Origin of the sequence: Thiomonas sp. FB-Cd (assembly GCF_000733775.1) — a bacterium.
Taxonomy (GTDB): Bacteria; Pseudomonadota; Gammaproteobacteria; order Burkholderiales; family Burkholderiaceae_C; genus Thiomonas_A.
The window spans coordinates 836,607-859,991 of sequence record NZ_JPOE01000005.1 but is presented as its reverse complement, the minus strand read 5'-3'; the positions used below and the strand labels follow the sequence as shown (position 1 = coordinate 859,991).

Here is a 23,385-nt window from a genome sequence, read left to right as displayed (position 1 = left end):
GCCGTTACAACTGTTGAGCCGGGCCGGACGCCCATGATCAAAACACGAGTGAGGCTACATCAGCGTCCCTGACACGCGGTAAACATGACGATCACCTCTGAACTTCGCTTCGCTTAAGGTCGATGCCTTAATCTGCAACTCTACGCGAGCCCCTTTGTGTGCGGCATCGTGCGGGATGACTCATGTGCGCCAAACCGTTTCCTACCATTCCTTCTGCGCCTTGAGCCATAATGAGAATTGACCCCGCTTTGTTCGACATTGCGTTGCCAATCCTCGCGTGCCATCACGAAAAAATGCGTGGCGGGACATCCAACAGCTTGATTGCGGCTACCCCTTATAGGTTGGCAATTCGATCACATAAGTATCCACAATGGCATTCGGATTGATGACTGGGCTGCTTGGGTTTGCGCTGCCCCAATCGCTTTGGAACAGAACGCGTGTACCGCTAGGGCTGATGGTCACGTTTGGCTGCGCCCAGTAATTGGAGTTCGACGCATTGCTGTAATTGCCAGTTGAGCGGTGATGGGCCACACGGAAGATGCCGCCGTTATCGACATTGGCAACAAGGACTTCTTGGTCGAGATAGGTCATCGGGCTTCCCACGACGGACGGATTTGGCCCATTGCAGTTGCCAGTTGATCCGCTTGGGCATCCGACGATTCCCGCGGCTAGCCAACCTGGGTTCTTGTAGGCGCGGCCACTAACCAACGTGCCACCCGGGGGGTAGGGGTCACCCGCCGCAGGCCCTATAAGGGTATTGACTGTTCCACCTTTTGTGAGATTGGTCCATACTAGGGTTCCGGTCGCGCCCCCCGACGGCACATCGAACTGCACCCCCACAATAATGTCATCGCCTGCCGCGTTGCGAAGCAAGTCGCTGTGCTGGCTTCCGTCGAATGGAAGGGTGAGCAGCACCTTGTTCGTCACCGCGTCAAGGACTTGGACCCCACTTGTGTCCTTATAAAAATAACTTCCACGCCCCGAGGGAAGTGCTTGAGGCACGTCGGCCTCTACGGTGAAGGGAGCCCCTATGGTGTTGCTTGAAATTCTGTAGCTGAATGCGGCGTAAGCTGCTGAACCGGTAGGACCATTCTTATTCAGATAGGCACCAAGGCCGATGAGATCATTGTCTTCACTCATCGCAAACGGGTCTTCGCCGCCTGAAACCACGGTGATCGTCCCTGCGCCCGAAACCGCACCTGCCAACAACCCACCACTTTTGAAATCGTTGGCGAAGTCGTGGATCACGGTCTGAGTGACCTGCACTGCTGTGATCGTGCCATTGGATGCCTTCGCACTTGGAACTATATTGGCCTGGGTGAGTTGGTTGACCCAAGTGCCATTGGGTTGCCCATTGTTGACGTAAAAAAGAACCTGTGGGTTGGTCGTGGACCAATAGAATTGCTCAACGTCAGCTGGGTTGATTGGAAGGAATTGGATGAACGCGTACGACTTTCCATCGAATAGTCCCCAACTTCCCGCAACACCGCTTGAACTTAAAGGCTGAGAAACATAAAGAATCAAAAGCGTCTCGTCAGCATTCCACGCCTGGGTCGTGGGATAGACAGGTATGGCGATCTGCGAATTCCAGTCTGCCTTGGCATCCGTGATACGGAGCATTCTGGTGCCGAAGTCGGGGTCGGCAAAATATTTCAGCTTCGGCTGCTTCGCCAGTGGAGAGTAGGGAACCAGTGTTTTGCCATAATTCTTTAGTTCGCTCGGCAACGCCGTATTGTTCTGCGTGGATGAGGACGGCAATCCGTTCAATGCTGTCGATCCACCTCCGCCGCCACAAGACGCCAACGCGCCAATGGCGGGAAGGCTAAGCAGGGAATGCTGGATAAAACGGCGGCGCGAATGCTTCATGGGGGTGTTCTCCGAAAATTGCAAAAAAATGACTGCTTCCATCCCCCCAAGGATGCTGCGTGAGCCGGCGAGTTGCGGAGGTGGAAGAGTTCCACATCACACTGCCTTGTTTGCACGATCGCTCTAGCCCGTCCAAGGTGGCCGGTGCCATCTGTGCGCGCACGGATGAAATTCCGAAACCACAAATTTGAATCGAACTGTAAGCGAAAAGTATAGCAGAGCACACCCGAGACACCCGGACCATTAGGGGCACGCACTGAGCCCTGCCCCAGAAACGGGGTCCCTTGCTGGGTTTTTGAATGCCGGCACGGAGAATGGATCGTGATGAAGGCCGCACTTCACGCTGAACATCAGAGCGGACTGGCTGAACGTCGACGTTGACCGGCCATTCGACTTGTCCTTCGCCTTTGGCCGTCCGACGCATGATCTTGAGCGGGCATGACGTACCGTCCAGGAAAGACCTGCACATTAGCGCTCTTGGTCGTGGGTGCAAAAACCCCGGCCAAAGGCATAGGCGGCGCAGGGCGTCCGCTTTACGCTGACGTGGCAGGGCTGCGTCAGCGCGATTGGGCGTACCCCAACAGACTAGGCCTTCGGCGGCGCTACGCAGATGGCAGTGTCGGCAAGACTCGCGGTGCCGATTGATTCCCGGCTGCGCTTGTGTGTGCTCTCCGCTTCGCACGCCGCGGGCCCCGATCCACGCTCGACAAATTCAAGCGCGGATTCAAGGTTACGGCAGTGGGATTGCGTTCACGGCGCCGTTATTCCCGTCCGTGAAATAGAGATTGGTGCCGTCCTGCGCCAGGTAGAACGGTTGGTCAGGGCTTACGCTAACCGTCGAGACGATCGAACCGGTCGCCGTGTCGATCTTGCTGATGGTTTCGGCTTGATAGTCGGCCACGTAAATGTACCCACCCGCACTCGTGATACCGCTCGGGTAACTGAAGCTGTTGGGCAGGATCTGGCTGAACGATGAGGTGGGGCTCTGCGCGCTGCTTACGATGGGCCACTCGCCAAAGACGCCGTTTGAACTGCTCGCGTAGACGCAGTTGCATTTGGCATCCGCATAGACGCTCACAGGATTGTTGGTCTCACCTAAAGGGTACTCATACGCTGCGATGAGGACATTTTGTGAGGCCGAGGGATCCGTCGAGATTTGGAGAACGTTCCCATTGGCGCGATTGGCAACGAAAAGCGACTTGCCATCAGGAGAAAGGGCGATGCCGTCTGGATTGTCCAGCGGGAAGTTTGCAGGGAGGTCGATGGATGTGGGAGTCGGGCCAAGGGTTGGGTTAACGGCTAGCGGCTTGACAACACCGTCAATAGCGCCACCACTCCCGCTGCTGAGGGATATGGAGTCAATTTCACCATCCCAACTTGCCACGTACAGGGTTTTGCCATCGAGCGAAACAGCCAGGCCGGTTGGCAAAGAGATGGTTGCCAAGGCCCCCGGCGGGTCGGTCAATCCGATCTGCGTGACAGGATGTTGGGGGTCGCTCAGGGAAATCGCGCTGATCGAGTTGCCCGCAGTGTTGGCAACATAGAGGGTGCCGCCAGAAACCGCGATGCCTTGTGGATAGGCTTGCCCCGTGACGCTAACCGTGCTGTTCGTTCCTGAGCCAGTTGCAGAAGAGCCCGAACCTCCTCCGCCTGAGTAAATCGTGGTGATTGTGGTGCCAGTGGGGCTGGTGGCCGTGGTGCTAGTGACCGTACCGCTCGGGCTGGTTGCCGTACCGCCACCCCCACCACCACATGCGGTGAGAAGTAGGCTAACGGTCATGGTGAACAGTAAGGCTAAGGTGCGCATGATGCGATCCCCTTTAGGGCAAGTCCCCTGCCGGCACGATGACGGGTTCGGAAGCTTCGATCGTGGATACTGTGCCATACAAACGTACACCTGTCGCTCCCGGGATCGGGGGAGTGACGAGGCTCAACTTCCATTCAGCTGAAGCGCCACGACCCCGCTGTGGCTGAATGGGATCTGCAGCATGGTCAGGCCAATCTCGGCGTGGCCTTCAAGCTTGTACGGCACCGTGCCGTCGGGTGCAGCCGTGGCCAGCACGCCAAGCAGGCTCGCGCTGTCCACGTTGAGCCGTACCGGGACGCTGGCTCGGCCTTGAGCGGGAATGGTCACGGGCTCAGTGCTCTGGCCGCGGGCCACGTCCACACCGCCCAGCCAGCAGTGAAAGCGCAGCGCCTGCAGGGGCAACACCAATCCGCCCTGATTGCGCACGGACAGCAGCAGGTCGACCACCGCATTGCTGCCCTGCAAGGCGATGCCCGTCACGCTCGCGATGGAAACCTCGGGCGCGCTCTGTGCGACAGCAGGTGGGCACGAGGCGCCGACCATTAGCGAGATGACAAAGGCCGCGACGCGTGACAGAGCTGTCATGTCTCAGTGCCCCGCATAGTCGACCAGAGTGAACAGCGGAAGCCCCGCAGCACGTAGCGCGGCCGATCCGCCAAGTTCGGGAAGGTCCACGATGGCTGCACCTTCGATTACCTGGCCGCCCAGCTTTTCCAGAAGGCGTTTGCCAGCCATCATGGTGCCGCCCGTGGCAATCAGATCGTCAATGAGCAGCACACGACTGCCGGGTTTCACGGCGTCGGTATGGATTTCGACTGTCGCGCTGCCATACTCGAGTTCGTAGGTCTCGGACACCGTGGCAAACGGCAGCTTGCCCTTCTTACGGATGGGCACGAAGCCGACGCCCAGTTCGTAAGCGATCACCGCACCGAGAATGAAGCCGCGTGCGTCGATGCCGGCCACGACGTCAGGCCGCAATTCGGGCGCCATATAACGGTGCACGAACTGGTCGATGAGGATGCGAAACACACGTGGATCCTGGAGCAGTGGCGTAATGTCGCGAAACTGCACGCCAGGGGCGGGCCAGTCCGGGATCGTGCGAATGTGCTGGCGCAAATAGTGATTGACGTCCATTACGGTTCGGCTCCTAGCCGGTGGAAAAATTTCAGCGTACGTAGCCTGGCGGCGTGTCTGCATCGACAGGCATGGCCCGGGCCATACCGAAAACATCCTGATACGACGCATAGGACGCACCCGACAAGACTGGCAGCAGTACCAGAAGCCCCAGGCCAGCGGGAATCATCGCAATCAGGCTGATGGGAATGAGCAACAGCGTGAACAGGATCAGAGCCCCGACGTTGGCGAAGCCCGCCTTGGCCGACAGCACGATGGCGTCCCATGGTTGTACACCACCGAGCGCCACCAGCGTGTTAACGAACCAGAAGGCCACATTCAGCAGGAACAGCGCTGCCAGCGCGAGCAGCATCAGCGTGAACAGGCCGCCGGCCATCGCGCCCATGCCGGCCATCATGCCCGCGCCAGGCGACAGGACGTGGGACAAGGCCCCCATGCTGGCCAGGCCCACGCCGAACATCGCACCCAGGCCCAGGACGAACACCGCACCGAATGCTCCACCCAGCACCAGCACCAGCACCGACGCCACCAGCAAAGGTCGGATCCGCTTTCGCCACAATTGTGCAGACTCCTCGAGAGTTCCCTCGGTAGCGGGTTCCACTGGCATGCCTTGCGGCGTCATGGTTTGAGCCTGCACCCATCGCCGACGCAAAAAAGAGGCGAACACAGCACCTAGCGCGAAGAGCGGCAGGCTCAGCCATTGGGAGAGCAGGCCCCCGAGAGGCAGCGCGCGCAACACGACCAGGATGACCAGCAGGGCGACAGTCATGCCCACCCATGGCAGCGGTGCGCGCAGGAAGGTGCGCCAGCCTTCTGCCCACCAGACAATAGCCTGGCCGGCGGGCACGCGGCGGTAAGGCAGAAGGGGTGAAACGGATGGATTGGCAGACACCGGCATGGGGATCCCCTGGGATGCAACCCCACCATTATCCCCATCAGCTGCGAATGCCCGAACCGCGCTTCTCGCACTTGCGCCCCGGCGGCTGTCACCGCCCCTCTTTTTGGGCGCCGGAAAGCCTGGAACACGCACATTTCTCTGCTGCGCGGTCCGGGTGGCGCCCCACACGGATGACTTTGGCGACGGTGGTGGCGAAAGCCAGCAGGGGGCCATTTGACACGCTCAATCAGGGCGCTTGCCATGCGTGGGGGACGCATGTTGCGGTCCATGCGACTTTCCCCACGATTTTGGTGCCGGCGGCGGGGGTCGAACCCGCATGCCCCTTTACAGGAAGCGACGGATTTTAAGTCCTCTAATTGTATTCGTTAAGTCGATATAAGTGATTGAAACTATTTATATTTATGCGTCTTTTCGTGCACAACGTGCACAAATTCAACGAAGACCCATGAATGCCCCAGTGCCGAGGGAAGCATCAAAAAATTGCCTATATTTTGCGCAGGACAATGGGAGTCGCGTGCACGAAATATGTGCACGCGAATTGAAGGATGTTGGTGCCCCGAGCCGGAATCGAACCGGCACGCTCCCTTTCGGGTAAGCGGCGGATTTTCATACCCACTACAGCTTTCGCTGCCGCAACCAGTTGGTCGCGTTTGGGGTCTGGAGTGCGCCTTGGCCATAGCGATAAATGCACCGCCTTAGGCCCCCGCCGTCCACTCTCTACACCTGCCCGAATAACGGGATTGGCTCGGCGTTGCCTCGAAGCTCAGCTTCAGGGGGTTCACCGAATTTGACGGGATTCACTCTGTGGTTTCCCGTCAGAGTGCTCAAATTTTCATCAAGTCCGCTGTGTCTACCGATTTCACCATCGGGGCCTTGCGCGAAGTCTAATTGAACGACCGATGCCGACTTAGGAACAGGCCACCAGAGTTCAGCCAGTGGGTCCGCAAGCCCCATAGCTCACTGGCTCGACGGAGCCCTTTGCCAAGGGGCTTGTTAGCCGAAATACTGGAAAAAATCGGCGGGCCGGCGCCGAGTCTGACACGGGTCTGCGTCAGAGAATGAATTTTTTAAGGAAGCAGGGCCGGCCCATCCTGTCCTTTCCTCGACTCCAGCAACGACCTCGGCAGAGGCCCCCGCCACTGAGCGGGCTGCATGAGGCGTCCGTGTCGTTCCTTGGGGAGGAGCGCTCCGTTCAGCCCATACTGTCCATCTCGCCGTCAGAGTGTTCTGCGGCTCCTCGGTCGCTGCCGGATTTCACGATAAATTTGGCCTCTGAAACGTATAGCAACGGGATTTCAGCCAGATAGTTGCGTTGGTCCGTCACAGGCCACCCGCGACGAGCCAGGTCATCACGAAGCTTATTGACGAACGCGCGGTTGCAGGCAAATAGAACTCGCGACAGTTGCATATCACCAGGCAAAGGCGCCAAAGCCGTGGCACCTGTCGTGTGCGATTTTCTAATGGTCATTAGCCAGGTCAACAGTTTGTCGTAGTCTGGACGATTACGTCGGCTGCGCTCGACCTCGACCCACCCCACATTCTTTCCGTCGCGTACCAGGACGTCGGGTATTTTGCCGAGGATGCCTGCCTTGCCGCCGAACCATTGCCCTTTCGCAATCTCATATTCGGTCGCCACGCGATAGCCCTGAAGCGTTGCCACAATCGCCAACTCGTTGGCTAACCGCCTATGGTGGTAGTAACTCAAACTCACGCGGCGTAGCTGGTCCTTGCCAGACCGGGCCGGGATTCCTTGTGCTAGTAAAGCGCGAGCTCCCGCTTCGGATAGCGCATACAACACACTGCCGTCCGGCCCCTTGGCTGAAATGACGGAATGCTGCTTGCGCAGTCGGGCGACCGAGCGCTGCGCCATGCGCAGAGCGCTCGCGGTGAGCTCGATAAGCTCCGGCAAAAATTCGCCGGGTCGTTTTGGCCGCCCCCGCATCCAGAGCAGCGCGGCAATATCGCGCGTGCGCAGCCAGCCATACTTATGCAGCGCTTTCAGAATGCGCTGCTCGTTCAGCCTGGCCATATCTTGTCCGTCGCGTTGCGTCATCTTCTGTCTTCCTCCTGACACGTATAGCGACAGCCCTGCCATGCATGTCCCCATGCGCCTGGAGGCGCACGGGGGAGGTGAACACGGCGGACGACGCCACTTTTCCTTCGCTGGACGCTCAGCCGCGGCTCTTGCCCCTGGACGGGGCGCGCATCCTTTGAATCCGGGCGCCCACACCTTGGACACCGCTGGCGCGGCATCCAAGGCGCGGGAAACCCGGTGAACCGTTGCGCTGGACGCTGCACCGGCTACGGCTGCGCCTGCGGTCCGTCGCCTGTGGCTCGGACTCCACCGGGTTTCCCGCGCCTGCGGCTTGGGCGCCGGGCTGCGCCCCCCAAGCTCCACCGGCAGCCTGGGGGCTGCCTGCCTGCGGCGCAGGGCTTCGCCTGTCTCCCTGGACGGTCGGCACCCTGGCGGGCTGCGTCACGCAGACTGGTGCTTGGCTCCCCCGCCGCAAGGCGGCCCGTCTGGGGCCGGGCGCACCTTGCGGGGCCGCGGGCTGAACGCCCTGGCCCCACGGCGCCGCCGTGGCTCCCCCTACACACCCGGCTGTGCCCGGTGTTGCGCGCGATGCTTGCCGAGGCAACTGGCACCGTCTGCAAGCAGACCGTGCCAAACGGCATGGTGACGAAGGCCGGTCGCATTCGCCCATCCCTTTCCCACTCAGCTCTTTCTGAGCCACCAAGGCCCGTGCTCGGGTTCGACCGGGCCGGGGAAAAGCACGTCGCCACGCCATCGCCAGCGGCTCTGTCATGCCGACCTGCATCCCGGCTTATTCCGGCCTCCCACCTGCGCGCGACCTCTCCCTTGAGGCGGCTCCGACGAGCAGACACAGTGTGAAAGGAGAGTAACCATGACGAATGCGACCATCACCACCACGAACCCCAATCCAACCCTGGGCGTTCCCCCCAATCCCCCCGAGGCTCACCAACCAGCAGAACGTGTGTTCTCCAATCTGTTGCAACACGCACTGACTGAGCCGGGGCTGGTCAGCAAGGCCTACAGCCGGTTTCACCGCTACAGCCTGGGCAATCAGCTGTTCGCCGCGTCGCAACTGTTGAGCCGAGGTCTTCCGCTATCGCCGATTGCTAGTTTTCGGGGCTGGCAAGACTTAGGACGGGCGGTGCGCAAGGGCGAGAAGGCGTTAACCCTGTACATGCCTGTGACGCTCAAACGGCAGGCCAAGGGCGACCAGAACGGCACCGATGAAGCGGACACGTTCACTCTGTTCAAGCTTGCGCGGAACTGGTTTTCTCTAGAGCAGACCGAGGGCGCAGAGGTCGAGTTGTCGCCGTTGGCGATTCCGGCATGGGATGCCGGCCTGGCCCTAGTGACGCTGGATGTCACGGAGGCTCGGTTTTCCATGCTCAACGGTAACGTGCAAGGCTACGCACAAAGGCGGCAAATCGCAGTCAATCCGGTTGCGCTCTATCCGCACAAGACAAGATTTCACGAGCTGGCGCATGTGGTGCTCGGCCACACAGCGCAGAGCGAATGCTCGGACACGCTCATGCTGTCGCGTTCGCTTCAGGAAGTCGAGGCGGAAGGTGTCGCTTATGTGCTCTGCGCTCTGCTGGGATTGCCTGGCCTGCCGGAATCGCGCCACTACATCCAAGGTTGGCTCGATGGCGGGCAATTGCCGGAGAAATCGGCAAAGCGCATGTTTTCGGCAGCGCAGCGCATCTTGGCTGCGGGCCAACCAAAAGCATCCACCTGAAAACCTGCCCGCCCACAGTGCGGGTGCTCATTAAAAGGAAAACGAAATGAAACTTTGGAATGTTCTATGCGGTTGGGTCTTGGCCGGTCCGTCAGAGGTCTGTCGGTCCTACATCACAGATGACCATGCCATCGCACCGTGCTCTAACGGGTTGCAGGCTGGATTTGTGGTGCAGGATATCTGCACGAGTAGCTCGTCGCTGTCGGATTGGTCGTCGTTTTCATCTTCAGGGTGTACCGATGTGTTTCATAGTGCCGATTCTGCGATGGATGTTTGGTAAATTGCCCCGAGCTCGATGCGGGCGTTCTGGCGGTGGTCGCCAAGGGCGGATGTCCCTGCATTGACACGCCAATGCAGGGACCCCGATGGCCAACCCGACAACAACAAACTACACCCACAGCCAAGAAGCGACGCAACGCCCGGATGTGGGCTTGCAAGACCAGTTTTCTGCCAAAAGACCTGCAAAGACCTACCGTTACGACAGCAGCCTCGACCCAGCCTTGAGCTGGGACGAGAACCGTAACCGCGACCTGGCCGAGTGGCTGATTTGCCTGGTGCAGCGCTGCGCCACCGAGGGCGAAGCGATGGTGTTCGCCGCGCCGCAGGTTTGGGCTGGTGGTGGGGTGCAGGTGCAGTCGCTGAAGGCTGCGGCTGACCTGCTCAAGAGTCTGTCACAGCCCTTCCTGAACTGGGCGGGGAAGGCCGAGCGCCACCAGATTGAGGTGCCCACGGTGCCGCTGTTCGTGCACGAGCGGCAATCGACCAAGGCCATCCTCGACGGCATCAAGAGCCGCAAGGCCAAGGGCACGACGCTGGACCTGTTCGGCGACGGCGGGCTGGACGTGACCGACAAGCTGGACGCCTACGAGCACAAGGGGCCGTGGCAGAACCGGATGATTCTGGGCGACAGCCTGCAAATCATGAACTCGTTGTTGGAGTTCGAGGGTTTGGGTGGCCAGGTGCAGATGGTTTATATGGACCCGCCTTATGGGGTGAAATTCGGGTCGAATTTTCAGCCATTTATTCGCCGTCGAGACGTAAAGCACGGTGGCGACGACGATATGACGCGCGAACCAGAAATGGTGAAGGCGTATCGTGATACTTGGGAAATGGGTCTGCATTCATACTTGACGTACATGCGAGACCGCCTGCTCTTGGCCAAAGAGCTATTGAACGAGTCCGGAAGCATTTTTGTTCAAATTGCAGACGAAAACATTCATCATGTCCGGGAAATACTCGACGAGATTTTCGGTGAAAGGAATTTCTCTGCACAAATAGCGTTTAAGGCTGCGGACCCCCTTGGGCAAAAAGGCCTAGCCCGGGTCTACGACTACATCCTTTGGTACGCAAAAGATGCGGCGCGGCAGAAGTATAGACCCATCTTCAAGTCTCGTGACATAAGCGGAGACCGCGAATACAAGTTTATTGACGACAAATCACAACCCTTGGGCTATAGAGTCCTCAGCGAGGAAGAGTTTGATGCCCTCAAAGACCATTCCGGCATATTTCGTCGCCGTAACCTCACGTCGTCAGGATTCACCGAAAGTTGTACTTTTGAGTTCGAACTGAGCGGAAAGACTTTCTATCCCGCAGGGGGAAAGAGTTGGTCAACAAATCCGAGAGGGATTGAGCGGCTAAAAGAGCGAAACCGCCTGTTTGTATTGGGGAAGGACCCATATTTCAAGAGCTATCAAACTGATTTCCCTTGGCAGCAATTCGACAATTGCTGGACAGATAAGCCCGCCGCCAAAGCGAAGCTGTACGTCGTGCAGACCGCAGAAAAGTTCATTGAGCGGTGCATGCTCATGTGCTCAGACCCAGGTGACTTAGTTCTTGACACTACCTGCGGTTCGGGAACGACTGCCTATGTTGCTGAGCAGTGGGGGCGACGCTGGATTACCTGCGACACATCGCGCGTGCCGCTCGCGCTGGCGCGGCAGCGCCTGCTGACAGCGACTTTCCCGTACTACGAGTTGAAGAGCCCGCAGGCCGGCCCAGTCGGCGGATTCGAATACAGGCGCCGCCAGAATCGCAAGGGGGAAGAGGTCGGCGGTCTGGTGCCGCACATCACGCTGAAGTCCATCGCCAACGATGAAGCACCGGCCACCGAAGTGCTGGTGGACCGGCCCGAAGTGAATACCGGCGTGGTGCGCGTGGCGGGGCCTTTCGTGGTGGAGGCCACCATCGCGCCGGTCCAAGTGGTGGACGATGAACCCGCCGCCGCTGCGCAGCCTGCCTCGGCACAGTTGCTCGACGACGCCATCGGCGCGGCCGATGCGGCGAACGGCGGCCTGCCGCTGGCCGTGGCCGACCCGGCAGCGCGCTATGGCGACCCTGCGACCCACATCGAGCGCATGACCCAGGTGCTGCGCCAATCCAAGACGCTGCGACTGCCCGGTAACCGGGAACTGGTGCTGGCCGACATACGGCGCATGTCCGATAGTGACGTGCTGCACGCGGAGGCGGTTGACACAGAAGGGCAGCGCATCGGCATCGTGTTCGGCCCCGAGGATGGGGCTATCTCGTCGGACGTGGTGTTTGAGGCGGCGCGCGAGGCGTATTTTCTGAAATTTCTCCAGCTTTATTTCTTTGGCTTCGCCATCCAGGCGAAGGCCCGCGAGCTGCTGGAGGACCGTGCAAAGCTGCGCATCGCTTGTAACTACGTAACAGTAACTCCTGATGTGGCCATGAGCGACCTGCTCAAGACGAGCCGGGCCAGCGAGATTTTTTCCGTTACAGGGTTACCGGATACCGTGATACGCAAGACCGGCAAGAAAAATACCGACGGTGCCGACCTTTACGAGGTCGAATTGCTGGGTTTGGATATTTTTAACCCGGCCACGATGGACCAGGAGAGCATCGAGGGGCAGAACATGCCTGCCTGGATGCTGGATACCGATTACGACGGCATGTGTTTCTATGCAACCCAGGTGTTCTTTCCTAAAACGGCCACGTGGGACAACCTGCAAAAATCGCTAAAAGCGGAGTTCGACCCCTCCGTGTGGTCGCACTTGGCGGGCACGGTCAGCGAACCCTTTGCCTTAGGGCCGAAACGGCGCGTGGCGGTCAAAGTCATCGATGAGCGTGGCAACGAGCTGATGCGCGTACTAGAGGTGAAGGCATGAGCTACAAGCCGAGTTCGCTGTTTAACCTCATTCAGAGCATCAATAAGGGGCTGTTCCTGCCGCACATCCAGCGACCCTTTGTGTGGGAGGAAGAGCAGATGCTCAAGCTGTTCGATAGCTTGATGCGTAACTACCCCATTCAGACGCTGCTGTTCTGGAAAACCAAGGACGAAATCAAGGCTCGTAAGTTCATGGAAGAGGTCGAATGGGACCCCAACCTGAGCGACTACTACGAGCCCAACGTTAGCAAGGCTGGATGCGAAAAAACATTCGTGCTGGACGGACAGCAGCGTTTGCAGACCCTGTATGCGACGTTTGCCGGTGCCATCAAAGGCGCCAACGAAGAGCGACTGGAGGCTTACTTCGACACAAGCAATGGCGACGTCATGTCTGAAGACGGCTTGCTTTACGCGCTCAAATTCTCCAAGGTGGCGTTGCCTCGTCCGTGGTACCGCGTGGCCGACCTGGTTGGCAAGGATGGGCAGCGAAACTCGGAGGAACTCGCCGATGACATGAATGAGCACCTCGATGAGGCGGAGGATGCCCAGCCTGCGGAGGCACGGCCCAATTCGGCGGACCAGAAAGCACGTCAAAAGCGGGTACGACGCAATTTCGCGCAACTGGTCTCTCTGCTGCGCGAGGACAAGCATTTCTGGATTCAAGAGCTCGATGGTGTAGCGAACAATTACACCTACGGGACCGTTCTGGATATTTTCGTCCGCGTGAACTCCGGTGGCACCAAACTTGACGCCTCTGACCTGATGTTCGCCGCCATGAAGGAGGGCTGGGACGAAATCGAGGAGGCGATTGAAGAGACCACCGCACTGCTCAACAGCACCAAAATCGGCTTCGACAAGACATTCCCGCTGAAGTGCTTGCTAGTCGTGCATGGGCGCGGAGCCGAGGCGTCGGCGGAGAAATTTACGGGCGCCGATGGTGCTAAGTTGCTCGCAGATATGAAGGAGGGTTGGGACAAGGCCGAGGCAGCATTTCAGGAGCTTCATGACTTTCTGAAGACAGATTTGAAAGTCTATTCCGAGAAGGTGGTTCGCAGCCACAATAGCTTTATCCCGCTGTTCGATTACTTGTATTTCAACCCGAAGCCCAACGAGCGCAGCCGGGCGCTGATGCGGGGGTACTACTACAAGGCTCAGCTCTTCGGGTGGTACTCCCATGGCACGGATAAGGTCATCAACGGCCTTCATTCGGTGGTTGGCCAGCACTGCACAGGAAGTTTTCCGATGCAGTCCGTCAAGGACTACTTCTCCGGCCGCGGCTATTCGACCAACCTGTATAAGCAAGACTTGGAACAGACGCGGCTACGGTTCTTGCTGCTCAACCTGGTATATGTGGACCAGATGGGGGGCTCGCCTTTCGATGTGAAGTGCAAGGGCAACGAACCACACATCGACCACATCTACCCTCGGCATGCTTTGTCTACCAAACTGGGCCTTGGCGGCGCCGAGGTCAATACCCTGGGCAACTTCCGTTTCGTGGGAGCTACCGACAACATCCGCAAGCGCGCAGAGCTCCCGGATAGTTACTTTGGACGCCTCAAGTCGTACGGTTGCCCCATCGAGAAGCACCTTCTCCTTGATGAGTTCGCGACAGATACCAAGAAGCTTGTCTTTGACGAATCAACCTATCGAAGCTTTAGAGACCGTCGGCTGCAACGCATCTGGGAGATTTGCGACCGAACGGTGAATCCCGAGCTGGCGACTGCTAAGGCAGGAGGGGAGGGATGAGCCAAATCAACGCCGTCGAAGCGCCCATCATCAATTCGCCCTACGACAAGCCGCAATTTCATTGGCATATCGAGGTTGCCAAACCTCCCGAGAAACGTTCCGGCCGACGGCCTGCGTCGTATTTCTTCCGCGTGCCTGACCGTGCGGCCCGAGGGCGCAAGACCAAGAAGCAGGAAGCACTGTTCGATGACGCCTCGAAAGGCCAGGAATATCTGCTGGACTTGGCGAATTTGATTCGCCAGCGCCGCCAGGAATGGCGCGAGCGAGACTATGCGGGAGCCACCAAGGTTACCCGCGAATTGCTTGAACTTTGGCAGTCGCCTGACCGGCAGCAACGGCTGTTTTATGCCCAGCTCGAAGCCGTCGAAACCGTGCTGTTTCTTGTGGAAGGGCCGGACGACCTCAAGCAAGGGGTGAACGTACCGACCGATGAGCCCGGCGGCGATGCCAAAGAGGCAGGTTACAAGGCCTTTGTCCGCTACGCCCTCAAGATGGCTACGGGCAGCGGCAAGACGACCGTCATGGGGATGCTCGCCGCGTGGTCGATTCTGAATAAGGTGGCCCAGCCCCAAAACCCGGCATATTCCGACACGGTGCTGCTTGTTTGCCCGAACGTCACTATCCGCGACCGATTGCGGGAGCTGGACCCTAATTTAGATGAGCTGAGCCTGTACCGCACCCGTCAGCTAGTTCCCCTGCAACGCATGCCGGACCTGCGGCGCGGGGAGGTGTTTATCACCAATTGGCACAACCTCGAACGGCGCGAACTGAGCGACGTGAATGGCAAATCGGCCCGCGTGGTCAAGCGTGGGGTTCCGGTCGAGAAGCTGCGCACCGTCAAGCTCGGCGGCCGGGATGACCTGAGCGAAGCCGACATTCGGCAACAAGCGCTGACCGGAGCCTTTGATATCGTGCGCGAGTTGCGCGACGCTAAGGGACGCCTGACTGGGTTCGATGTCCGGGAGGTGCGTTACTACGAAAGCGACGCGGCGTTTTTGCGTCGCGTGCTGGGTAACCGGAAGGGTCGAAGCTCGGCCATCTTCGTGATGAATGACGAGGCGCACCACGCTTACCGGCGGGGCAAGCTGGATGCCGAGGACAGCTACGCCATCGACGAGGAAACCGCCGAGGTCGATGCCCGCGAGGCGACCGTCTGGGTCGAGGGTCTGGACCGCATCAACAACGCGCTGGGCGGAAAGAAGAATGGGATTCGTCTTTGCTTGGATTTGTCCGCGACGCCGTTCTATATCCAGGGCAGTGGCAATGAGGTCGGCAAACCGTTCCCTTGGGTCGTCTCGGATTTCAGTCTGCTCGAAGCCATCGAGGCCGGGCTAGTCAAAATCCCGCAGTTGCCAACTCAGGACATCGGCGGCACGCAGACACCGGCCTATTTCAACGTCTGGCGGTGGGTGCAGGAGCTGGCTGAGAAAGACGGAGCCAGCGGCAAGCTCACGCCTGATGTGTTGATGCGCTATGCCACCCAGCCCATCATGCAGCTGGCCGATGAATGGCGGCAGACGGCCGCAGCTTGGCAGGCGCAGTTTGAGGCAGGTCACCGCAAAACGGACGTGCCTCCCGTATTCATCATCGTCTGCCGAGATACCGCTCTGGCCAAGGAACTGCATGATTGGCTGGCCAACGGCAATCCAATCTATGGAGCTGCACCTGAACAATTCCGTAACGCGCCAGGCCGCGAGTGGACCGTGCGCGTGGATAGCAAGGTTGCCGAGGATATTGCGGAAGGGGGCGGCAAGAACGACGAAGCACGTCGGCTGCGTTTCGTTCTGGAAACCATCGGTCGGACAGCGTGGCCGGGCAACAAGGTGCCCGAGGAATATGCGGCCTTGGTGGACAAGCACAACCACAAGGCGATGGAGGAGGAGGACAACGGCCTCGTCACCATCGACCCAAGCATTCCACCTGGCCGGGACGTGCGCTGCATCATCAGCGTGGCGATGTTGTCTGAAGGCTGGGACGCAACGACCGTCACCCATGTTGTGGGCCTGCGGCCCTTCGGCTCGCAGTTGCTGTGCGAGCAGGTCGTCGGGCGCGCGCTACGCCGCACGTCCTACGCAGTGGACGAAGCGACGGGCTTTTTTCGGGAAGAGACGGCCAAGGTGTTCGGTGTGCCGTTCGAGCTGATTCCGTTCAAGGTGGAGGGCGGTGCGCAGCAACCGCCATCGCCTCCCGCGAATCAAATCTACGCAGTTCCCGAGAAGTCCGAGTACGAAATCACGTTCCCGGTGGTTGAAGGCTATGTGGACCCCGGCATCACGCGTCTGGCGGTCGATTGGCCCAAAGTGCCAACCTTGGCTCTGGACCCGATGGAGGTGCCCGACATCACCTTGATGAAGGGGCTGACCACGGTGGACGGGACTCTGGCCGCGTACGGCCCTGGAGCTGCTGGTGTGGTGGACCTTGCGCAGTGGCGTTCAAAGGTGCGCGTGCAGCAGGTCGCCTTCACGCTGGCAAAGGTCTTGGCTCAGCAATGGGTGCGGGAGCGCGGCGAGGAAATTCCAATGCACCGGCTGTTCCCGCAGCTGCTCGGATTTACCCAGCAGTTCCTGGCGTCCAAGCTCGATTGCCGTGGTAACCGAGCCCCACAAGACGTAGCGCTCAATCCGTATTTTCAGAAGGCGGTCGGGATTCTGCTCGATGCCGTCCAGGCCGTAGACGAGAGTGGCAAGGCCCGCGAACGGCCAGTTGTCGCGCCGGGCAGTGCAGGAGAGCGTTCAACCCGCTATGTGGAGTTCTACACCGGTCGGCAGCCGTGGCCCGCGCAAAAGTGCCACCTCAACGCCATTGTGGCCGACACCAAGACGTGGGAGCAGGCTGCAGCCACCGCATTGGATGCCCACATCCGTGTCAAACGCTGGGTCAAGAATGACCACCTCGGTTTCGTGGTGCCGTATCGCAAAGATGGACTTCGACGTAAATACCTCCCGGATTTTCTCGTGGAGTTGACCGACGGTAGGCGGCTGATAGTCGAAGTCAAGGGCGAGCTCGGCGATGCCGAAATCAAAGCTGCCGCGGCGCATCGCTGGTGTGGAGCCGTGAACCACGACGGCCGTTACGGTGCGTGGAGCTACCGGATGGTTCGGCACCCGGCCGACTTGCTCACGGTGCTCGATAGCGGCGTGTAGTCGCCTTGGCGTTGATGCAGCCGAGCGTAACTGCAACGCTGGGTCGGCATCGCCTGGCACCTACGGGTCCACCTCCGTCATGCTCGGCGCACCTCCCTTTTTTTTGGTTTCGCAAGCGCTGTTATCTGATATAGGTTTCTGCATCAGGTGGCCAGCCAGCGGCTGATGGTGGACTGATTGACCGCCAGTTCGGCAGCGATGGCTCGGGTGCTTTTTCCCTGCGCCATAAGCATGCTCGCGGTTGCGCGCGAGGTTTGCGTTGCTGCTCGACGCGCCTCACCAGACCGGCGGCCCCGAGCAGCCTGTTGTTCAGGGGTATGGGTTCGGTCTATCAAGGCTTGCTTAGATGCGGCGCTGAAATGCCGCCAAGTGTACCGGGCCACACTGTGTGCGGTTGCCTTGATTTCGTTGTAGGCGAGCGGGTCACGTCGCGCCACATCTGCCTCAGAGAAATCATTGAGCTGCAGCGCCTGCTGGAGTATGGCGGCCTCCCAGCCGTCGCAGCGGCCTCCGCTTGACTTGAAGGGCACCACCGTCCGATAGGCCCAGTGGCTCAGATGCTCGAACAGGAGGCAATTCCGGCCAAGGGCACCGCCCGCCGATTCTCGTAGCTCGGCCTTCGGTGTGAGGTCTATCCACTCCGCCAGCTCAGCCAGGTCGTAGGGTTCTAAACGACCTGGCACGGTATCCCAGTCAGGGTGTAGAGGATTTTTGCAGACCAACCCGACATAGCCGGGGTCGGCACGCAGCCTGACGGCCAAGCCAGCTTCGACAGCAGCGCCGTATTGGATGGGCCCAGAGCGAGCCTGGCCGTGCTTGGCTATCGGGACCGCGAGTTCGTATGCGACATGAGCGCGGCCTGTTCCGGGTGTTATTGCTGTCCAGCTCGGTTCTGGCGCGCCGTAGTCATCGTGCCAATAGCGCCCATGTGCAGAACCTCGAACGTCGTGGTCGATGTCTAGGATGATGCGGAACTGCGATGCAGGTGAGTTAGCCTGGATGTACCGGTGCTCAAGTGCGGACGCTTGGCCGCGAATTTGAAGGCCGAAGGCCTTATCGTCGGTGCAATAGGGGCGACGAGCGAGTCGTGAGGGCTCGAAATGGGGTGCAAGTTGCAAGGCTGTCTCCAGCCCTGCCAGTCAGTCAAGCGGCTCCGAAAATTTACCTTGGTCGCGGTACGTTACCGCCATTTCTAAAGTGTCCTGTGCTCGCATGATGCGAGCGCCGCCCCGCCTCCTAGCAGGGCAATTGTCGTTATCTGAGTTGATGAGGCTTGATTTCGCGGCCGCGGTGGGGCAGTTCCCCGAGCCGGAGGCGCCAGGATGTGCTGGGGCAGCGCCGCAGACTAGGAGGCGAGGGGAGAGACGCACAAGCGCAGTAGGGCATAGCAATTCACCGAGTGATGTGGTGAACTGTGTAGCAATGCCGTTTATCGCCTGCCATGGCGGCGAAGCGGATGGGCCGAGGTGGGCACCGGCAAGGTCTTAGGCTGCGGTTTGCCTGTAGACGTCAATCATCGAGAGTCGTGGGGTCGGGTGGGTTTTCCAACCATTCAGGTGGCAGACTCCGCCCGAGGAGCTTCTTCACGTCCTTGCCTAGTTTTTTGGCATCCAGGCGCAGCTGAGCTTGACGTTCTTTGAGAACGATGGCGGTCAGTTCGTCTACGGAGCTGCGCAGCGAGTTGACCCGCAAGTGTCGATAACGGTCGAGTGAAAGGATGCTCTTGTCGCCCGCGAGTGCCGCAATCTGTCCATCTGAGAGCTGCGTGCCTTCGTAGAGCGTGCTAATCCATTCGTGTCTCATCGTATGTGGCTTGACAGCCGAGGGTAGGCCAGCCCGCTTGCGCAGCAGTGCGAAGGCGTGGCTATACCGATAGGGCACTGGGTCACCAGTTTTTCGTGCGCGGCTGAAGAACACGTACTCGCTGCCCGCTGCCTCGGCCTGGACCATTTGACCGGCAAGAAGGTCGATACACCTGTCGTCGGTAAGAAGCACGATGCGAGCGTGCCGTGGCTTGTGCTCCACTGCCGGGATGCGGATTTCTCGCTTGTCGAGATTCACCCAGGAGGTGCGTATCTTTGCGGCTTCGCCGGGCCGCATTCCAGTGGTCATGCACAGCACGAGCCAAGGGAGCATCGCCGTGTTGGTGCGCTCATCGTCGCGCAAGGCCCGTGCTGCAGTCTCCAGGTGAACCCGTTGCACGATGGATACACGCTCTTCAGGCTCGTGCCGGGCTGGCATATCAAGAGAGGAGCGAGCCGGGTTGGAGCGCGCGTAGCCCTTGGCCATCGCAAATCGGAATACGGAACTGATGAACGCGCGGTCCAGCCGTACCGTGTCACCAGCCAGCTTGCGACCGCCCACTCCTTTGTCACGCCGTCGTTTATCGATGTACTCCTGGACGTCAGCGGTTTCGATGGCGGCTACCGCCAATCGTCCGAGGACAGTCAGCACGGACTTGGCGCATACAGCTTCACGCCTGCGTGTTGCTTCCGCCTTATCTTCGTAGCGTGGGCTTTGAAAATATTCAGCGGCGACGTCAGCGAAGGAGCGTTCCTTACCGCGGGTTACCCGTGCATCAATGAGCGTTTTGACAAGACGCCCCTCTTCGTCCTGAGCCCACTGCCTCGCCTCACCCTCGGCCGCGAAGGTCCTCGAGACGTAGTGCTTACCGCGCCGAATCTGCGCTTGGTAGCTCCCGCTGGGGAGACGACGAATCGTTGCCATTTTGCTTCCTCATACACAAAAAGTGTGCACGGATTCTAGAGCGAAATGGAGAACGGTTTATAACAAGTTGATTTTGTTTGATTAAAAATAGCCAAAGAAAGAATAATTGGGGGATTTTAAGTCCGTTGCGTCTACCGATTTCGCCACGCCGGCCTGCATGAACCCCATGAGCAACTGCGAAGCATGCCCATGGCCGTCAAAGCCGCGCAGTTTAAGGCACTGTCGTTGCTCCAGGGCAACAAACGTCCGAAATGGCGCGTTCTAACGGATCCGAGGGCGATAGGTGCGCGAATGCGGCGGACAGCGTCTGCTCTTGGCCAATGCCTCAGCGGGCGCCGCCTTACGCGCCGAACGCCCAACGCCAGAGCAGGAATACGGCCATGCCTGCAGCAATCGCCCCAAGCAGCCGGCGCGCACGCAACGCAAACGCGAGACTGGCAAGGGCGCCGGCCAGCCAGGGATTGCGCCAGCTCAGGTCCCAATGCGCGTCGGGCAGAAGCACCATGGGTACGGTAATGGCCGTGAGCACGGCGACGGGTACGTAGGCCAGAGCCCGGCGCACGCGGGGCGGAAATGTGGCGCGCTTGCCCAGCGCGAACAGGGTGAAGCGAATCCCGAACGTAACCAGGGCCATGCCGAGGATGATGGCCAGCAGTTGTGCACTCATTGCGGTTGCTCCTTGTCATCGCTCTGCTCGGTCCGCACGGTATTGCGAATTTGTCGCGCGGCGCCTCGCTCTTCCAGCCACACGCCCGCGATCACGCCAGCCAAAGCCGCCAGCATCAACCCGATCTTGTAGGGAAGATTGCGCGCCAGCACGGCCACGGTTGCCGCTGCGAGCGCGGCCCCAAGCGCCGGGCGTTGGCGCAACATGGGTGCGACGATGCCTGTGAAGGTCGCCACCATCGCGAATTCAAGCCCGGCGTGCGTGAGCCAGGGCTGTGCATGGCCGAGCCACAGGCCCGCTGCCGTCCATGCGAGCCAATTGCCATACATCGCAAGACACGAGCCCAGGTAGTACCAGTGCGCCAGGGGCGTATCCCCGGTTTGCGCGTAACGGTGTTGCACCACGGCAAAGGTCTCGTCGGTGAGCCAGAAGCCCAGCGGTACACGCCAGCGCAGGGGCAACTCGGACACGTGGGGCAGCAGCGTGGCGGCGTACAGCGCATGGCGCAGATTGACGATGAAGGTTGTGAACACGATCACCGCGATTCCGGCGCCACCGCCAAGCAGGGTCAACGCGATGAACTGCGACGAGCCTGCGAACACCAGTGCCGACATGGCCAGCGCCCCAGCCGCCGGCAGCCCGCTGGGGCCCGAAAGCGCGCCGAAGATCAGCCCAAACGGGGCGGCGCCGAGCAATAGCGGAAAGGTGTCGCGCGCGCCGAGAAGGAGCTCACGGGGGCGCCCGGGATGAAGGGGTGTTGCGGTGGACATGCGGTCGAAGGGTCAGAGGCGGAGACAGCGCACGCCGTGAGCGCGCCTGTTGAAGGTTACGGATTCGCTTGGGGCGCGTCTTGAACGTTTGTGCGCGGAGGGTCGCCGCACGTCCCTGGGCTCAAGCGAGGGTTCGGTATTGCCCGGGCGTAAAGCCGAAGGCGCGCTTGAAATGCCGTGTGAAATGGGCCTGGTCGGCAAACCCCAGTGCGTTTGCCACCTCGGCGATGGGTCGCCGCTGGCGCAACAGGGTGCGGGCTTGGCTCAGCCGGATCTGGTTGCGCCAAGCATGCACGGGCAGTCCGGTGTGCTGCCGGAACGCGCGGCTGAGCTGCCAGGGGCTCAAGCCGACGGCCTGAGCCAAGGCGCTGAGCGAAAGCGGCTCGCCACAGGCGTCCGCCAGAATTGCGCGCACCTGAGCCACAGCGCCGGCGTCATCGCGGCGGCTCCGCTGCACACCCGCATGACGCTGGAGCAGGACGCCGCAAGCCTCGACCCACGCCGCCTGGCGAGCGAGCGGGTCAGGCTCGCTCTGGATGTGGATATGGGTTTCGCGCATGGCGTGAAACATGGGTGGATCGTCGACGACGACATGCCTGAAGTCCGGCTGGCCGATCCCGAGTTGACTGCCCAGACTCGCCAACAATTCCACGGGTGGGTAAAAGGCGCGGTACGACCAGCCTTCATCGGCGCCGCGCTGGCCGGTGTGCACGGCTCCAGGATTGAGCAGAACGATGCTGCCGGCGCCCGCGACGTGTTCAGTGCGACCGTGGTGAAAGCGCTCTGCGCCGCGCTCGATCAGCGCAATCACGTAGCTGTCGTGCACATGCGGTGCAAAACGATGGCCCCAGAAATGCGCGCTCAGGCACTCCATCCCGGCAAGTTCCGGGATCACGCACAGGTGTGCATACTCTCGCCCGGCATCGGCTTCGGTGTTGGGCAACAGGGATGGCATGCGCGCTTGGCTCATCAAGGACTTGAAATGGCAATGGTAGGCTGTGCAGCGGGTTGCGTTGCTGCGAGCGTGCCCGGTTTCGCCGCCGAACAGTGCGATCGCACGAGGCATGAGGGCAGCGCGGAGACAACCATGTACCTACCCCCGCATTTTCAGCAACCGGACGTGAAAGCCTTGCGTGCGTTGATGCAGGCGCATCCGCTTGCGACGCTCGTCACGCATGGCGCGCAGGGGCTGGACGCGAACCCCGTGCCCATGATGTGGGTCGACGACGGGTCGCCGCACGGGGTGCTGCGCGGGCATGTGGCGCGAGCCAACCCCGTCTGGCGCGATACGGCGAAGGGCAGCGAGGTGTTGGCGATCTTTCACGGCCCCGACGCCTACATCAGTCCGTCCTGGTATGCAACCAAGCGCGAGACCGGGCATGTCGTGCCGACCTGGAATTACGTGGTCGTGCAGGCGCGAGGGCCGCTGCGTGTGATCGACGATGCATCCTGGCTGCGCGAATTGGTCACGACGCTCACCGGTGTGCACGAACGCGTTCGACCTCAACCGTGGGCCGCGGACGACGCGCCGGCCGACTACATCGACGCAATGCTCAAGGCCATCGTGGGCATCGAGATCGCGCTCACGAGTCTTCAGGGCAAATGGAAAGTCAGCCAGAACCAGCCGGAGCGCAACAGCCACGGGGCTGCGCAGGCCCTGGCCGGCGAGGGGCACGCAGAGCTCGCGACATGGATGATGCGGGGTGGGCAGAGCGGCCTCTAGCGGGCGGCGG

At 60.3% G+C, this 23,385-nt stretch carries 16 protein-coding genes; 5 read left to right on the top strand and 11 right to left on the bottom strand.

Features of this window, described 5'->3' with window-relative positions; all coding sequences use genetic code 11:
• Positions 1–327: 327 nt before the first annotated feature.
• The 6 genes from CD04_RS0117835 to CD04_RS0117810 all read right to left on the bottom strand — a co-directional run bounded on the left by CD04_RS0117835 (position 328) and on the right by CD04_RS0117810 (position 7,758).
• A complete protein-coding gene (locus tag CD04_RS0117835) occupies positions 328–1,908 on the bottom strand; it encodes a hypothetical protein (protein WP_051849392.1) in 1,581 nt (526 codons plus the stop codon).
• A 688-nt stretch (positions 1,909–2,596) separates the two neighbouring features.
• Entirely contained in the window at positions 2,597–3,673 is a 1,077-nt protein-coding gene (locus CD04_RS0117830) for a hypothetical protein (protein WP_031409241.1), read from the bottom strand.
• Positions 3,674–3,796: 123 nt separating this feature from the next.
• Positions 3,797–4,258 (bottom strand): LEA type 2 family protein, encoded by a 462-nt coding sequence (locus CD04_RS0117825; protein WP_081858072.1) that lies wholly within the window; start codon positions 4,256–4,258, stop codon positions 3,797–3,799.
• Positions 4,259–4,261: 3 nt separating this feature from the next.
• Positions 4,262–4,807 (bottom strand): adenine phosphoribosyltransferase, encoded by a 546-nt coding sequence (locus CD04_RS0117820; protein ID WP_031409237.1) that lies wholly within the window; start codon positions 4,805–4,807, stop codon positions 4,262–4,264.
• A gap of 31 nt (positions 4,808–4,838) precedes the next feature.
• On the bottom strand, positions 4,839–5,705 hold the full coding sequence (locus tag CD04_RS0117815) for a hypothetical protein (protein WP_031409235.1): 867 nt from the start codon (positions 5,703–5,705) through the stop codon (positions 4,839–4,841).
• 1,192 nt (positions 5,706–6,897) lie between these two features.
• Complete coding sequence (locus tag CD04_RS0117810) at positions 6,898–7,758, bottom strand: hypothetical protein (RefSeq protein ID WP_156030328.1); 861 nt, start codon at positions 7,756–7,758, stop codon at positions 6,898–6,900.
• An 853-nt stretch (positions 7,759–8,611) separates the two neighbouring features.
• Here CD04_RS0117810 and CD04_RS0117800 point away from each other — a divergent pair.
• The 4 genes from CD04_RS0117800 to CD04_RS0117785 all read left to right on the top strand — a co-directional run bounded on the left by CD04_RS0117800 (position 8,612) and on the right by CD04_RS0117785 (position 17,488).
• The gene (locus CD04_RS0117800) at positions 8,612–9,475 is read left to right on the top strand and encodes an ArdC-like ssDNA-binding domain-containing protein (protein ID WP_051849390.1); all 864 of its coding nucleotides are present in this window, start codon (positions 8,612–8,614) and stop codon (positions 9,473–9,475) included.
• A 365-nt stretch (positions 9,476–9,840) separates the two neighbouring features.
• Entirely contained in the window at positions 9,841–12,600 is a 2,760-nt protein-coding gene (locus CD04_RS0117795) for a site-specific DNA-methyltransferase (protein WP_031409228.1), read from the top strand.
• The gene (locus CD04_RS0117790; RefSeq protein WP_031409226.1) at positions 12,597–14,345 is read left to right on the top strand and encodes a DUF262 domain-containing protein; all 1,749 of its coding nucleotides are present in this window, start codon (positions 12,597–12,599) and stop codon (positions 14,343–14,345) included. Before CD04_RS0117795 ends, CD04_RS0117790 begins: the two co-directional genes overlap by 4 nt.
• On the top strand, positions 14,342–17,488 hold the full coding sequence (locus CD04_RS0117785) for a BPTD_3080 family restriction endonuclease (RefSeq protein ID WP_031409224.1): 3,147 nt from the start codon (positions 14,342–14,344) through the stop codon (positions 17,486–17,488). Before CD04_RS0117790 ends, CD04_RS0117785 begins: the two co-directional genes overlap by 4 nt.
• 143 nt (positions 17,489–17,631) lie before the next feature.
• Here CD04_RS0117785 and CD04_RS24235 read toward each other — a convergent pair whose 3' ends face one another.
• The 5 genes from CD04_RS24235 to CD04_RS0117760 form a co-directional block, all read right to left on the bottom strand.
• Positions 17,632–18,606 (bottom strand): replication initiation protein, encoded by a 975-nt coding sequence (locus CD04_RS24235; protein ID WP_081858071.1) that lies wholly within the window; start codon positions 18,604–18,606, stop codon positions 17,632–17,634.
• 391 nt (positions 18,607–18,997) lie between these two features.
• Entirely contained in the window at positions 18,998–20,215 is a 1,218-nt protein-coding gene (locus CD04_RS0117775) for a tyrosine-type recombinase/integrase (RefSeq protein WP_031409221.1), read from the bottom strand.
• Between the two features lie 340 nt (positions 20,216–20,555).
• A complete protein-coding gene (locus tag CD04_RS0117770; protein ID WP_031409219.1) occupies positions 20,556–20,882 on the bottom strand; it encodes an AzlD domain-containing protein in 327 nt (108 codons plus the stop codon).
• On the bottom strand, positions 20,879–21,652 hold the full coding sequence (locus tag CD04_RS0117765) for an AzlC family ABC transporter permease (RefSeq protein ID WP_051849389.1): 774 nt from the start codon (positions 21,650–21,652) through the stop codon (positions 20,879–20,881). Before CD04_RS0117765 ends, CD04_RS0117770 begins: the two co-directional genes overlap by 4 nt.
• Before the next feature lie 121 nt (positions 21,653–21,773).
• Complete coding sequence (locus CD04_RS0117760) at positions 21,774–22,607, bottom strand: AraC family transcriptional regulator (RefSeq protein WP_081858138.1); 834 nt, start codon at positions 22,605–22,607, stop codon at positions 21,774–21,776.
• 132 nt (positions 22,608–22,739) lie between these two features.
• Here CD04_RS0117760 and CD04_RS0117755 point away from each other — a divergent pair, with 132 nt between their 5' ends.
• Positions 22,740–23,375 carry an FMN-binding negative transcriptional regulator gene (locus tag CD04_RS0117755; protein ID WP_038168537.1) on the top strand — a complete coding sequence of 212 codons (636 nt, stop codon included), beginning with the start codon at positions 22,740–22,742 and terminating at the stop codon, positions 23,373–23,375.
• Positions 23,376–23,385: the final 10 nt, after the last annotated feature.